This window comes from Altererythrobacter sp. CAU 1778, assembly GCF_054482795.1.
The window spans coordinates 21,667-37,573 of the sequence record NZ_JBTLRP010000003.1; the positions used below are offsets into that span (position 1 = coordinate 21,667).

Below are 15,907 nucleotides of genomic sequence, written 5' to 3' on the forward strand. Positions count from 1 at the left end.
GCCCGAAACTCCAGCGTGGAGGCTGGCAGCGTGAATCGGAATGGGCTTTAATTAAGCGAGAGTTCGCGACGCGCGATGATATGGATCTGTTAACATCGCTGGTGCGATCCTGCGGGTATCCTCTGTCTTCGCTCCATCGTGATTATCCATTGCACGGCGCAAGTCGAGCCACGGGCAAATGAAACGGGACCGGTTGTCAGGCGGGCCTACAAGGGCCGCTTTCATCCAGCGAGTGCAGGGCTTCTTTGGCGGTCTGGAGACCCGCCTGTAACGGTCCTTGGTCGATCGGAACAACCCGGCCTGCGCCGCCCTTGGTAACAGGCGGCGAGTATACCCAGATGGTGCCGCCGGTGCGGCTGGCCGCCTGACGTAGAAGCTTGCGCGCCCTTACGCAGTCTTGTGGCACTGCATCGCCTCGGGCAAAAATCATCCCCAGTTCGAACTGCGCATGCTTGTCGCCTGTCATGGCTTTATCAAACCATGCTTGCGTCGACGGATCGAGCGAGCCCCGATCAATGCCCATGTATCGTCCGGAACACGCCGCCAGGGCGAGGATCAAAAGAATGGAAAGAGACCGAGGTGCCATCCGCCCTACTGCTTGGTTGCAGTCGCAGCGTCGACCGCCGCCTTGAGTTTTTCGCCCGCGTCGGCAGTGACAGTCTGGACCTTGCGTTCACCGGTCAGTGGGTCGGTCTGATGAAAGCGGAACTCGATGCCCTTAAGCGGTCCCGAGACGAGGTCGGCAATCATGATCTCGCGTTGTTGGTTCTGTTTGGTGGCAAAGGGCGCAATGAGATCGACCAGCCAGACACGCTCGCCGCTGTCCCACTCTTTGAGCGTGAGACGGTTATCGGGCTCGATCATCCCGCCCTCCAGCTTCCTTTCGGCTGTCGCTCCACACTTCGCCCACATGGCAAGGCCCACGGGCTGGTCGCCATCACGGAACAGATAGAACTGCTGCTTCAGCAAGGCCGGCATGCACAACCATTCGATGTCCCCGATCTGCATGGCCTTGTGCAGCGGCGACTGGGTCAGCAGCCAGGTCATCTCTCCCAGAAGATGGGAAACTGTCGGAGGGGTGCCCTTTTGGGGCGTATTGGATTTCATGAAAGTCCTTACGAATAGAATTCGGCAAGCGCATAGGGCTCGCGGCGGTCGCGTAGCACGTCATCGAGCCCGTCACGCCCACCAAATGCTGCCATATCCTGCATCAACAGCGCAAGCATCCGTGCTCGGTCAACGTCTTGCTGGCTTGCCGCGGATGTGTCGTTCCCTGCCTCGGCTGCATCATCCTCGCTTGCCGCTTCGGACTGTATCCCGGCCGCTTCCGGCAGTTCAAGATGTCCCCCGTTGCGGGCGCGCAGCCACTCCTCGACTGGATCTTCACCACGTGGCAGATTTTCGAAACGCCTGAAGAAATCCTCACTAAGGATATCCTGCAGGCTGAGCTCCTCGATCCTTGTCATGCCGTCTTGGCGCCACATGTCGCGCAGCGATAGAGCCGAAGCACTGGTCGCAACCTGAGGCTTGCTAGAAGGCTTATAGCCAACGGCGAGATCGCCCAGGGTGCCGGTTGAACCATCCTCGCGATTGAACACGGCGGTCGAAAGAAGCACGTTGCGACCGACCTTTGTTCGAGTGTCGGTTGCCGCAGCCCGGATGCTGATCGAGGCAATGCCGTGATCGGATAGCGATCGCAGTTCGCCTGCATCGCTCACACCATCATGATCGGCGTCGACCCAGATCTTGAGTTCGCCGAAGCGCTCGTCGAGAACCGAGATAAGCCCGTCATTGTTGGTGTCGAAGGCAGCAAGTCCCTGCATGGCGTTTCGGGCATCGGGCGCATCGAGCATGAAGGACAGCTCGCTGCCGTCATCGACGCGACCGTTCTCGTTACGATCGACCACGAGGAACCCATCGCGGCTTTTGGTCCAACCGGTGTCGTCGGCAATCCCGTCGCCATTCATATCGAAACGCGCCTTTGCCTTCGAGAAACGGCAATGTTCGATCCCGTCGCCATCAAGATCGAGGACAATGGTGTTAAGGTATCCATACGCGCGATTGGAGAACTGCATTTCGGAGAACACACCCATCGCTCCGGCCCGCGGATCGGTGCTGCCGCGCGCTTTCCTAAGCGAGACGGCTAGCTCGCCGCCGAGCGAATAAGCGTAATACTTCTTGGACTTGCGCTCGAAACCAAGGCTTGCTGCCTTGAATGCGACCGGATCATCGGGTGAACCGGCGATACCGGTCGTGTGCGTCGAATTGTTCGCAAGATAGGCAAGGCCAGTATCGAATATTGTTCCTTCGCTGCCATTATCGAAGACAAAGGTCGCCTTGCCGTAGATGATACTGCCATCTGCCTGTTCGCCCGTAGTTTCGTCCCGCGTAGACTCGAGTGAAATTGCCGATACGCCCGCTTCGCTCAAGGATACGAGTTCACCAGCATCGGTAACACCGTCGCTGTCGCGGTCGAACCACAGTTTGAGCGCAGCGAAATCAATGTCGTTCGCGTCAATCAACCCATCCTTATTGATGTCGTAGGCTGCCAGCCCTTCGAGGTCGGTCTGGGCACCTTCCATGTCCTGCAGGAATGAAATCTCCGAAATGTCATCGACGATCCCGTTTTCGTTGCGGTCAATCGCAAGGACCGCATCACCCGCGCCGAACCAAGCGGTCCGCTCACGTTCTCCATCGCCATCCTGGTCGAAGGATGTGATCGACTGGCTGAGTGAGACCAGCGCTTCGCCGTCGCCGTCAAAATCGAACAGCACCGGCGCGGCTAGCGCAATGTCTACATTGTCGTCGACATCGTCGACGGATGTTTCATAGGCGAGAAACACGTCGCCAGCTGTGCCGGTTGTGCCATTGGTGCGTTCGTAATCCACCGTGCCAAGTACGAAGTTGTCGAGGCCGCGCGTACCGCCATCGCCTCCAGTGCTCGTGAGATCGAGTGCGGTGATGCCCGACTGTGGAAGGGTGAGCAGTTCGCCGTCCTGAGAAATCCCGTCCTGGTTGAGATCACGCCAGATACGAAACTCGAAGAAACGCTCGTCGCCCGCATCAAGACGGCCATTGCTGTTGGTGTCGAAGGCAGCAAGGCCTTCAAGGTCGCTTTGCGCGCTAGCCACATCTTCAAGGAAACTGATCTCGGAGATGTCGTCGATCATGCCGTTGCTATTGCGATCGAGCGCCAGAAGGCCATCATCGGCCGAGACCCAGCCCGTCTTGTCGAGAATACCGTCGCCATCCATGTCAAAGCTAACATTGGACGCCTGGAGCGAAATGAGTTCGAGCCCATCTCCATCGAGATCGAAGACGATCGGAGGCGCAGCGCGCTCGCCATGCTTAGCGAAAGTCACATTGACGTTCTCGCGGCTTTGCAGGCCGGTAGGATCGGTCATCAGGACATCGAAGGAGACATCGAGCTGGTAATACCAGCGCCCACCAAGGGTCGGGTGGTTCTTGATCCCGCCTTCCCATTCACCGTCACCCGGAACCTGGAAGCTCAGGCGGTTGCCATCGACGATGCTGATTGTCGGATTACCCGAATTGTCGACATCGGCGCTGCTACCGGGTGACAATCGGGATTCACTGTAGACGATGGAGGACTGATCGATCGCAAAGCCGATGCTGGTCGATCCGGTGTCGGGATCGCGCGCCGTCAACGCTGCCCCAAACCGCCCTTCGCCTTGATCATCCTCAACATAATACTGCCTTGTCGATGTGAGTACCGCGCCTTCGTTCACATCGTTGATGGTCGCGGTAAACGTTGCCTGTTTGACCAGACTAAGACTGTCGTCGATCGCCTGGACCTGCAATGCCATGGTCGCGAGCGAGGGATCCTTGACCGTACGCGGGACCCGCATCGGTTCGCCACCGATCCACACTGTGTCATATTCAGTACGGCTGATGAGTTGTTCGTAATCGACCTTACCCGATTTCAGATAAAGCTTACCGTCAGTTGTCAGACCCCAGATTCCATCGGTATCGGTTCCGTTCGCAAACACCCAGCGCACATTTTGACCGGTCGCTTCATATTCCGGATCGATAAGCATCTCGTCGGCAAGATCGAAGATCGGAGTGAAGGGCGGCAGGCTGTCATTGTTGATGAGCTCGTCGAAACTGCCCGATGCATCGACCAAATCATGTGGCTCGTTCACATCGCTGACCATCACGCTGAGCGAGGACGTAGCGGTTAGCGCATGAGTGTCGCCATTCCGATCGGTCACGGTGAGGTCGTAGTTGAAACTACCGCCGCCCGATCCGGCAAAGGAGGTGTCACTTGCGGTGTAAATCACACCTGTCTTGCGGTGCACGAGCAGACGGCCATCGGCGGAGACGCCGACATTCGCATTCAGAGTGTTGTCGAAGCGGCTCGTTCCCCCATGGAAGCCATAGGTCAGCTCGCCTGCCGGTCCGTCGACATCACTCGCCGCTACAGTACCGACCTGGGTATAGGCACCGGAGGTTTCCGCAAGACCATAGGAGTAGCTCGATGGTGAGAATTCAGGTCCTTCATTGCGGTCTTCGATCCGCACCGCGACAGTGGTGCCATCGGACCACAGGCCTTCGGTATCGCGCGCTGCCACGGTGAGATTGGCGACGAGCAGTTCCTTGAGACCATCTGCATCGAGATCGCCGTTGAAGTTAGCGGCTACACCGCGCGTTCCGACGATCGAGCGCAGATAATCGGCGGTGAGGTCCACATTCGGAGCGAAGACGATGCTGTTTCCGGCAACCTGGAACCAGCCATTGTCATTACCCCCAGTTATGACGAGCGCCGGTGTCGCGCCGTCGGGATCAGACAATGCGAAGGTCGCGACGACCTGGCCCGCATGCGGGGTCGCACCTTCGCCGGTTTCCGAATAGAGGTTGTTGGTAATCAACGACGGCGCGTCGGGCGCTTCGGAAACGTTCTCGATATAGATATCACGGCGGATCACAGAGGATTGCAGATCGCCATCGCTCGCAACGACCTCGATCGTGCCGAGCTTGATATCTGCCCGGCCATCACCATCGATATCGCCGGCAGAGATACCCCGCGCATTGGCATAGGCTTCGGCATCGACGAACGTCGCCGGCGCTCCGGTCTTGAGCAGCACGTCGCTGCCGCTGATTACAAACAGATCACTGCCGCTGACCAGCTCGATAACCGGCGTCGTTCCATCTGGATCGGTGGCAGCAAAGCTCGCGAGCACAGTGCCGCTTGCCACCGGCTCGGCAAAAACGGCATCCGAGGTGTCGCCCGCAACGCTCGGTGCTTCGTTGAGGTCGTTGACGCTCACCGCAACCGAGCGTTCGTATGTTGCGCCGAGCGCGTCGGTAACACGGACAAGAATCGTGTGCGATGCCGCTGCTTCATGATCGAGCTTGAGCCCATTGCCGACCTTGAGCAAGCCATCCGGATCAAGCGTGAAACGCCCGTCCGCACCGTCAAGCAGCGCGTAAGTGAGCGTATCGCCATCCGGGTCGACACCCTGGAGGTAGCCGATCACCGTGCCACCAGCGGCGTTTTCGTCAACCGAGAGACCAGACAGGATATCGGTCGGCGGGGCGTTGATGATCAAGGTCGTCGTGGCGACGGCGGACTGCGCGTTCGTCCCACCCTCGCTGGCGTATGCGGTCACCGAAAGGGACAGATCCTGCGACCAGCCCGCAGGTGCAAGGACGGCTAGGCCTGCCAGGTCGGCAGGTGCCAACACCCAATCACCGGTCGCGGCCTCGAGCGAGCCGTTGTTGAGAGCCACACCACCTGGGATTCCCGCAATGCGGATCGATTGAGTTTCCGAGCCATCCCGGTCCGGAAACTCGATACTGAGCGAAAGCGCGATCGCGGCGCCCGAAGTCGCCGGTGTGCTGGCAAGCTGCGTGATCACCGGTGTATCGGCGACCGGATCGATCACGAGTTCGAGCGTTTGTGTGTTCTCCACCCCGCCCGCATCTGTGGCGGTGAACGATAGGCCGATCGTGCCCGCAGCGTGCGCCGCGGGTTCAAGCGTTACCGTTACCGTACCATTGCTGGCAACCGCGCCGACGACCAGACCCTGCGGCCCCAGCAGATCAGTGCCCGTCTCGACAGTGCCGGCAATCGCGATGCCTGCCGCCGGGGTATAATCGTCGGCCAGCGTAAGCACGAGCTCCATCCGGCCATCTTCGAGAATACGCTGATCGGCGATCCCCGTGATCTGGGGCGGATCGTTTATGTCATAGAAATTCGCGACCATCGCGTCATAGACCGGGTCGGCGCGCAAGGCTTCAAGCTCTGCGATCGTTGTCGGACGGGTGAAGTTGCTCTGAAAATCGGCCAAACCTTCGACATCGGTTTCTCGGCTGACCCAAGCTCCACCCAGCAGGAAATCGAGCCGGTGGTTGGCGCGTCCGGCCGGGTCAACGTCCAGATACCAATTGGTCACCCGGACGCTGGTGTCTTCGCCGATCACGAAGACGACGAGGTCGTCGCCCTGGCGCTCGAACCACAGATCGTGCTCGGTTATCTCGCCGAAGGTATCGTTAAAACCAAGCACGTCGATGTCGGTACCGAGCTGGTCGTAATTGAAAATCGTATCGTGATTGGAACGCCGGTCGACGATATAGGTGTCGTTGCCATCGCCCGCATCGAGCGTGTCGTTGCCGAAGCCGCCTTCGAGCCTGTCATCGCCTGAACCGCCCGACAATGTGTCTGCACCTTCGCCGCCATAGAGGCTATCCGAGCCTGCATCGCCGGCGATCATGTCGTCGCCCTCCTCGCCGAAGAGCAAATCGTTGCCATCGCCGCCGGAAATGTCGTCATTGTCCAAGCCGCCTTCGATGCGGTCCGAGCCGCCAAGGCCCGACAGCATGTCCGCACCTGCTCCGCCGATCAGGCGATTGTCGCTCGCATCGCCGATTAGCATGTCAGCGTGAACCGATCCCTCGATCTCCTCGATATTGGTCACGGCGTCGCCATCGGCGGTCCCGGCAGACAGATCGGCGGATACGCCTTGGGTCAGAGCCGAATAGTCGAGCCGGTCCACGCCCGCGCCGCCATCGATCGCATCACTTGCGCCATCGTCATCGCCAAGGATGATGTCGTCGCCTTCGCCAGCGTCGATTGTATCCGCATCGCCGCCGCCCGAGATCGTGTCGCGGCCCGAGCCACCCGAAATCGTATCCGCTCCGGCCTCGCCATAGAGCGTGTCGTCGTCTGCATTCCCGAAAATCTCGTCGGTTCCGGCACCGCCCAAGATGATGTCATTGCCATCATTACCGGTCAGCGTGTCGTCGCCGGTTAGGCCTTCGATCCGGTCATCGCCCGAAAGACCGGTTATGATATCGCGGTTGGCCTGCCCAATCAGCGTATCGGCATCGGGCGTGCCCTCTAGGTAGTCGTCGGCATTGTCGACCGCAAAGGTAATGTCCTGCGAAATCGAAAGCGGATCGACGCTCTGGTCGGTCGCGGTAACTGTGACCGTGACCTGTTCTTCGCTTTCAAAGTCGAAGGCGACGCCTTCCTTGAGGCGCAGCTGGTTGCCGACCACTTCGAAGCGCGCATCGTCGACCGTGTAGGTGTATTGTGCATTGGGCTGCGAAGCGAGGTCGGGATCAGCCACCGAAAGCACCGCCAACGTGATCGCGGGAAGCGTAGTCCCGGTCGGAACACGGTCGCGCTCTGCGAAACTCGCCGCGAGATTTCCGGTCAAAAGCGCGCTCGGCGCCTCGTTAACGTCCTCGACATAGAAGGTGATCGTGTCGGCATCGTCCGAGCGCAGCTCGCCATCATAGGCATGGACCGTGAGGCTGACCGCGATATCCGTGCGGCCATCGCCATCCTGGTCGCCGATCGCGAAGCCAAACCCGGCCAGCGTCTCGAAATCGACCTCGGAAGCAAGGCGCACCTCACCTCCTACGATCTCGAACAGATTGCCGGGATTACCGTCCGCGACGAGCGTCGGCACAGTGTCTTCGGGGTCGGAAAGTGCAAAGCTGGCAACGACCGTGCCCCCAGGCGAACCTTCGCCGATGAATGTGGTCTGGGTGATGAGCGCGGGCGTTGCCGGTGCCTCGTTCACATCATTGATCGCGATCGTGAAGCTTTGCTCATCAATGCTAGCGACCGCATCGGTCACACGGACCGTGATCGAGTGGCTCGCATTCGCTTCGTGATCGAGCGCAGCGCCGTCGGCGACACTGATCACACCATCAGCGGATATCGTGAACCGGCCATCGGCATCATCGGTTAGCGTAAAGAAAATCTCTTCACCATCGAACTCGCTCGCCAGAATGCGTCCGACCACCGACCCGGTTTCGGTCGCGCTGAGCGGAGCACGCTCGTCGATCGCAAGCGGCTGACCGCCTTCGACACCATCGATCACCGGGGCATCGTCGACCGGAGCAATCCCTACGCGCACTTCGATCTCGCGGCCGTTGCCGTCGGCATCCACCACCGCGACGGTAAAGCTGTCCTCGCCATTGAAGTTGAGGTCGGGCGCATAACTAAAGCGGCCGAATTCATCGACGCTCGCCGTACCACTCAAAGCATCGCCGGTGATCTCATAACGGGAAATGTTTTCGTCGTGATCGATCGCGTCGATGGCAACGAGCCCGGTCGTCGTGTCCTCGTCGATCGCCAGATCGAAATCCTCGACATAGGGACGCGCTGTCGTGCCTTCGTGCCAATAGCGATCCATGATCGCCGCAACTTCCGCCGGAATCTCGGCAGGAGCACCGGTTGGCCCGGTTGCCTGCATCGTGTCGAGAAAATTGCGCACCTCGGGATGGCCCAGGAACAAGCGATGGGTCGCGGTCTGCACCGAATAGATGTTGGCCGCATTGGCAGCGGCAAAGAAATCGCTGATTGTCAGCGTGTCGTCTGCACCGCGCACGGTCATGACGAGGTCGTCGCCCGAACGATGGAACCAAAGGGATTCGTAGGTGATCGACTGGTCGATGAGGATCTCGTTTGCGCCCTCGCTGTCGGTCAGCACGTCCTGGCCGAAGCCCGCAGCGAAGAAATAGGTGTCGGCGTCTGCGCCGCCAGCCAGGCTGTCATCGCCCGCCTCGCCAACCAGCGTATCTTTGCCCGCGCCTCCGAGCAGAGTATCGTCGCCTTCGCCCGCGATAAGCTCGTCGTTACCGAGACCGCCTTCAAGACGGTCGTTGCCGCGACCGGCGCTCAGGATATCGTCGCCTTGATCGCCGAAGAGCTGGTCATCGCCATCGAGGCCGGCAAGAACGTCATTGTCTGCACCGCCGCGAAGGATGTCGTCACCGCCACCTGCGGAGAGATTGTCTTCGCCGGCACCGCCATCGAGCGTATCGGCACCGTCGCCCGATACGAGGACATCATTGCCGCCCCGACCGAGCAGCATGTTGTTGCCGCCTAGCGCATCGAGCACATTGTCATTGTCATCGCCCGATAGGCTGTCGTCATGGACCGAACCTGTGACGTTTTCGATGCCAGTGAGCGTATCGCCTTGCGCATCGCCGCCCGATTGCGGCCCGGTCGATGCGAGATCGATAGCGACCCCCGCGCCCGACGTTGCGTAGCGTACCGTGTCGCCGCGCAGACCGGTTGAAGGGTCGCCTTCGGATGGCGCCGGAGAATGCGCGCCGCCATCGATCGAGTCGGCGCCAATGCCACCTTCGAGCACATCATCGCCGTCGCCGCCCGAAAGCTGGTCATCGCCTTCGCCGCCGGAGATGAAGTCGTCGCCGGCGGCGCCTGCAAGCACGTCGTTGCGCACCCCACGCTGACCGACGATCAGCTCGTCGAGATCGCTGCCATTGACCACGCCGCTGCTGTCGGCGGTGAGGACGTTCGCAAGGTCGACTGCGAGACCATCGGCGAAGATCAGAAATTCGACGCGGTTCTTTTCCAGGAAGTGGTTACGCACGAGCAAGTTGGCGTTGTTGCTCTGACCGACCGCCAGACCATCGCCATTATTGCTATCGTCGTTGACGATGTAGGAAATGCGCAGATCGTTGCCTTCGCGTTCGAAGAACAGGTCGGCAAGACTTATGCCAGCGCCCATCTCGATCGCGTCGGCTTCGCCCGCATCCATTTGCTCGTCATATGCTACACGGGTAACCGAACCGTCGGTCGCGGGGAGGAAACCCTTCTGCCAACCCTGTTTGCGCCAGAAACGCACCTCGGGCTGATCGTTCAGTCCATCATAGGTGAAAACGCGGTCCTCAAATATCAATTCGCCGGTATCCGAGTGGACGAGTCGAAGCTCGAACTCGGTCTTATCATTGCTACCCTTGGGCGCGCCCATCTGGGTCCAGAGAACCTCGTAATTCTCACCGATGTCGCCTTCGGCAGACACGATCGTTTCGGCGATGAACTCGACGTCTTCAATAACATCGGCGCCATCGCCGATGTTCCAGACATAGGTGTCGCTACCGAGCCCGCCGAGCAGGAAATCCGAGCCTTTGCCGCCGGTGATTTCGTTATCGCCATCGTCGCCGCCGAGCACATCACCCGCACCCGAACCGACGAGATTTTCGATGCTGTCATAGGTGTCGCCCGCTGCATCGCCCATATTGAGCGCCGCATTGCTGAGATAGACGGTGACCGCGTTAGACGACGACGCATAGGACGCAGCATCGAGGCCTGCGCCGCCCGAAAGGACGTCGGCACCGAGACCGCCATCGAGAATGTCGTTGCCGCTACCGCCGTAGAGGACGTCGTTACCCGCTTCGCCCTTGAGGCGGTCATTACCGGCGTTGCCAGCAACGATATCATCGCCCGAACCGCCCGCAAGGTGATCGTTTCCACCTGCGCCGGTCATCCAGTCTGCGGTGAGCGTACCGCGCAGCGGCGTATCCACGCCGCCTTCAACACCATCGGTGCCACCGATCAGATTGTAGCCTGTTGCCGAAACATCGATTTCACCTGCAGCGAAGAAGGCGAAGGTCTCGATTGATCCCGGCGCGCTGTACCAATCCTGCAGGGTCAGGCTGTCGCGCGCCGAAGCGAGGCTGGGTTCGGCATTGTTACGCCCGATGACCACGCGAAGGTCGTTCGAACCGGCTTGCCGCTCGAACATGATATCCTGGACATTGATATCGAGCGCGAACTCGATCGTGTCCTCGCCCTTATCCGATACCAGCGTCGTCGCGCTTGCGGGCGGCGTGAACTGCCTCAGTTCACCGGTGGTGTCGTCGTAGTCGAATTGGCCAACCCATTGGAAATCGGGAAACTCGGTGGTGCCGAAATTGCGGCGCACGTAGTTGCCGTCCGGATCGAAAACTTCTCCAGTCGCGGGATCGAAAACATAGCCGTTGAGCCAGTTGCCTGCCTGCCAGACCACCGTCCAGTCATCCGAATAGTCGTCGAACACCACGTCGTGGCCGTCGCCGCGGGCAAAGCGGAAGCGGTCATCGCCAGCGCCTCCGACCATAATGTCGTTGCCTCGCCCGCCAGCGAGGATGTCGGCACCCTGGCTACCGTAGAGGCTGTCATTGCCGGCATCGCCGGTCAGTGCATCATTGCCCGAGCCACCGATGACACGGTCATCACCGACACCGCCGACCACGATATCGTCGCCCGAGCCGCCCGAAACGAGATCGTCGCCTGAACCGCCAAGCCCGATATCGTTGCCGCCCAGCGTGCGCAGTTCGTCATTGCCCGCTCCGCCATAGACGAAATCATTCCCACCAGTTCCGATCAGGACATCATCACCCGAAGTTCCAACGATGAATGAGGTCACATCACCAATGCGGATTTCAGTGCCGTCGACGAATTTGAGCCATTCGACCCGCTTGTATGGATCGGCAAACCAGTCGCGGATCGTAAGCTTGTCGCCGGTCAGAACTTCCGTGCCATCTTCACCGATTTCGGTGACTTCGACGACCAGATCATCGCCATCATCCGAGCGCGACAGGCGTACATCGGAGAGCGTGATACCATAGCCAAACGCAATCGAATCCTCGCCGCCCGAGGTTTGGCCAGCGCTGACGGCAGCTGTTGTGCCGAGCCAATCGCGCTTGATCGCACCGCTTCGGATCGCAGCAAAGCGAGCGGCGATCGGATCGCTCAGATCGACGTTGGGGAAGTCGCCCGGGTTGGCGATAGCCGGCGGAGTCGGGGCACGCGCATCAAGATCCTCCGCGATATCCGCACCGTCGCCGCGACGCAGCAAATATGTATCGTCACCGCCACCGCCGTAGAGCTCGTCGCCTTCGCCAGCTCCACCAGATAGTATGTCACCGCCGTCGCCTGCGCGAAGGGTATCGATACCATCGCCTCCTTCGAGCCAGTCGGAGCCCTCGCGGCCGAAGAGTTGGTCGTCGCCCGCGCCGCCGTCGAGGTAGTTACCGTCGCCTCCCAGCCCACCGTTTTCGGCACCGGCGTCGAGACGATCGTTGCCCTCACCGCCCAGCAGCCAGTCGTCGAGACGACCGCCGTAAAGAGTGTCGTTGCCAGAACCACCAATGACATTGTTGCCCAAATCACCAGCATGTACGACATCGTTGCCGGCCCCAGAGTTGATGGTGGCAGCAACGTTGATGCTGATGGCAGAGCCATTGTTGGCGATTTGGTTGATGATCAATCCCGTTGTGTCACCAATAAATCCTGCACCACCAGAGACCTCAAAGCCATCTATATTGGTTCTTGAGTGAGCAATAATTATTGTGTCGTCGCCACTACCAGAGCTGATCGCAGTCTGACCACTGATGTCAACTGTGTCACCCAAGAGAAATTGGCCAACACCAATAAGACGCGAAACATTGCCGGAATAAAAATCGCGATCAAAGCTGAATAAGATTTGCGCGGCTGTTGCCCGAGTTTCTTCCATCAACGCATTGAAGCCGCCAAACCAATCCGCTCGGTGGCGCTTGTTAAGACCAAGTTCGACGGCGCGCGTGAGATTAATTGCAGTTTCGGCTGCAAACGCGCTTTCACTCTCTGCGCTTATAAGCGCTCCTATCGCGCGGCTAGAATTTAGGTAACTTTGATACGATTGAGCCGCTGTAATATTACCGACCAGAGCCGACGCGTCAAAGCTCTCGGCACTCTGCTCGCCTGACTCAACCGTCGAGTAGATCGCCCGCTTGACAAATGTATTGCCACCAATCAGCTCAAAGTTTTTGTCGGTAAGCCCGGTGTAGGTTCCGAAGTTTGTAAGCTTCGCAAAGGCGTCATCGTCTTTGGATGAAACACGATATGTAATCGCGGACTTATCGCGCGTTGATACCGGCCGATAAACGAAATCCGATTTTCGCATTCCGTAATTTCCGGTCGCGATCGCACCAGGTTCAGACAGTCTTGCGCCGGTCGCGTCGAGGACCATGTTGAAAGTCGCAGAAACGGTGTCTGCCAAGGCTCGGGCGGTATCTTTGGAGCCACCCTTACGGCTGTAAACGTTTGATGTGACAAATCTCCCGGTTTCGGAATCCCATTCGACGTCAGCGCCAGAACGTGGAGTGCCCCCAAAGACTGAACCGATCAATCCACCTATGATGAAGCCAGCAAAGGCGCCGATCGCAGCGCCTAGAGGTCCGCCAAGGACGCCTCCGATCTTAAGCAACTCACCTGCGGCCAAAACACCGAGCGTCGAGCCAACTGCAGATCCTATTTGGCCACCAATCGTGTCGAACGAAATGACCTCGGAAGCTAGTCTCGATCCCACAAAAGATCCGAGCGCATTGCCGATCAAGGTTAGATCGACCCCAGAGAACACTCCGGATGGATCGTTGATTCCAGCGATGTTTGCCAAAATCTGGCCGACAACCGCGCCTGCGCCTGAATTTAGCGCCTCGCCAGCAACGCCATCGAGCCCGACGACATTGATCAATTCCGCGGTAAGCAACGAAGAAACGGCACCTATGCCCGCCGATTTCAGGTTCGCGAGTAACTCGGGGCCAAACGTTGAAAATGAATCGTTCACTGCAGCCGTAACGGACTGGTTCCCAATTATTCCATCAAGTGTGTCACCGAGACTATTGCCAAGCGTCTTGAGTATTGCTGAAGCCCCGATATCGACCGCGAGATTTCCACCGGCTATTCGGCTGCCCAATTGAGCGCCCAAGACCGAGCCGACATCCGACAAATCAATACCGAGGGGGTTGCCCTCTATTCGAATTTTGGTTGAAATTGGCTTTTTCGTGTTCGGGTCTATAAGTTGCTCGATGACCACGCCACCTTTGGCATTGCTCCCGAGACCGTCGAAGATACGTGTCTTTTCGACGACTGGGGCCGGATCTTCGAGGCCAAGAATCCTATTGCCATCAATATCGTAAATTTCTTCACCTGCGGCATTCACCGGAATGCCTCGATCGCTAACTTTGTAAATCAACTCCAGGGTGCGCGAAGCAAGATCAGTGAGAAGCGAGGAGCCGTCGCCAAACATCTGCAAAAGAGCATTGCGCGGTAACGTCGCTCCGGTTCTAGGATCAATGCCCCCAACTTGACTTGAAATGGGACTTGGCACTCGGAGTCGCAAAGTGGCCTCTCCAGAGTCTGGCAAAGGACCGAAGTTCGATTGCGCGAGCACGAGCATCTCCTCGGCCTGATCAATCGTCAAGCCGAGCAGTTCAGCGGCAGCCGCGAGGGCGTCAGGCCGAACATCGGGATTACCCACAATTGGACCTAGATTATTCACGTTTAGGGAGAGCGTCAAAGCATACAAACCTATGCCGTGAGCCTCAATTGCATCCAGGGGACCAAGCAAATCTGTCAAGGAAAGGATCAGCGATCCTGCCAAGCGATATCCGTTTCCATCCGAATATTTCGGCACGCCATCACTGTTGTTCACAAAATGAACAAACCCGACTAGGTCTTCTATTTCATCGAGCTTATTAAGTATTTGCTCCAGCTCAGGGAGATCGGTGTTCGGCAGAAATGTGTCAGCAGCACCAAAACTCAACCCAAAAGACCCAAATGTGTTGGCCGTGACAATTCTCGATGAATATGCATCTCCGCGAAGATATGCATCGCCGACGACTAACTGCACCATTTGCCCGCCAGCGGAGTGGCCGGATAGATCAAAGAATGAGTTAGAATACTCGTCCATCAATCCAAACACGAAATTTTGGACATCACGGTACATTGACGCGTTAGCGCCATAGAGCGCAGTCTGAAGATCCGTCTGCGTCAGTTCTCTGAGCGGCACGCCGAACACATCGTCATTTACACCGGCTATGCCAATCTGGATGGCATTATTGGTTAAATTACGGAATGCGACTACATCTCCGCCGGTCGTGTTTAAGCCACGCGACGTTGACCCAATGAACTCGTGATTCGCGACAAAGTTGTCCAGTTGCTCAGGAGTGAAAAGCGCCTCTTGCCCCGACCGGATAATCGCCAACTTAAGCGCTTCGCCAGTCATGCCGGACTGCAATAAACCGGTGTTCGCTGCATACCCCAATCCCGCAATCTGCGAAGAGGTCACATAGTCGCGAGAATAAAGCGGAGGGGATTGATCATTGCTCATTTGTTTTGGCCCCTAGAGAATACAGGTCGGGAAAATTGCCCACGCACGTTTGGATTGTGGTGCCGGCAAAATCGCGGCGAGCATAGAAATTAACAAATTGCGCCACGTTCTTACCATCTTTGAAGATGTGAATATCTATGCGAGTCACAGCGCCCTCGACGGCTTCGGGCCGTTCCCTCAGATCAGCCCCGTATCTTTGCTCAAAGCTGGGAGCGTACTCAATCAAGGCACGACCCGTATCAGGAAACTTCGCGGAACGCGCTTTGTAGGTTGCCTCCGCTTCCATGAGGTATTCTTCCCAAAGATCTGGATCGTGAACAATCAGTCTGGCTTCGCTACTGCATCGCCGCTCTAAATCGGCAAAAACGTCTTTCGACATTGAGCATGCCCCCAACATTATTAGACAACAGAAGGCGCACCATATAATCAGCGGACCCTGACCAGTTCTTGGCAACGATTTTTTGGTTAGCGCAGGTACTGAACAATGG

4 protein-coding genes are annotated in these 15,907 nt (G+C 58.3%); all 4 read right to left on the reverse strand.

The window, feature by feature from the left end; all coding sequences use genetic code 11:
• Positions 1-196: 196 nt before the first annotated feature.
• From ACXYN8_RS11620 to ACXYN8_RS11635, 4 genes are read right to left on the reverse strand one after another with little or no spacing between them, the layout of a single operon-like run.
• Positions 197-586, reverse strand: coding sequence for a hypothetical protein (locus ACXYN8_RS11620; protein ID WP_458889623.1), 390 nt, complete (start codon positions 584-586; stop codon positions 197-199).
• A 5-nt stretch (positions 587-591) separates the two neighbouring features.
• On the reverse strand, positions 592-1,107 hold the full coding sequence (locus ACXYN8_RS11625) for a toxin-activating lysine-acyltransferase (protein ID WP_458889624.1): 516 nt from the start codon (positions 1,105-1,107) through the stop codon (positions 592-594).
• 8 nt (positions 1,108-1,115) lie between these two features.
• Entirely contained in the window at positions 1,116-15,419 is a 14,304-nt protein-coding gene (locus tag ACXYN8_RS11630) for an Ig-like domain-containing protein (RefSeq protein WP_458889625.1), read from the reverse strand.
• On the reverse strand, positions 15,409-15,798 hold the full coding sequence (locus ACXYN8_RS11635) for a hypothetical protein (protein ID WP_458889626.1): 390 nt from the start codon (positions 15,796-15,798) through the stop codon (positions 15,409-15,411). The genes ACXYN8_RS11630 and ACXYN8_RS11635 overlap by 11 nt, the downstream gene beginning before the upstream one ends.
• Between the last annotated feature and the right edge of the window lie 109 nt (positions 15,799-15,907).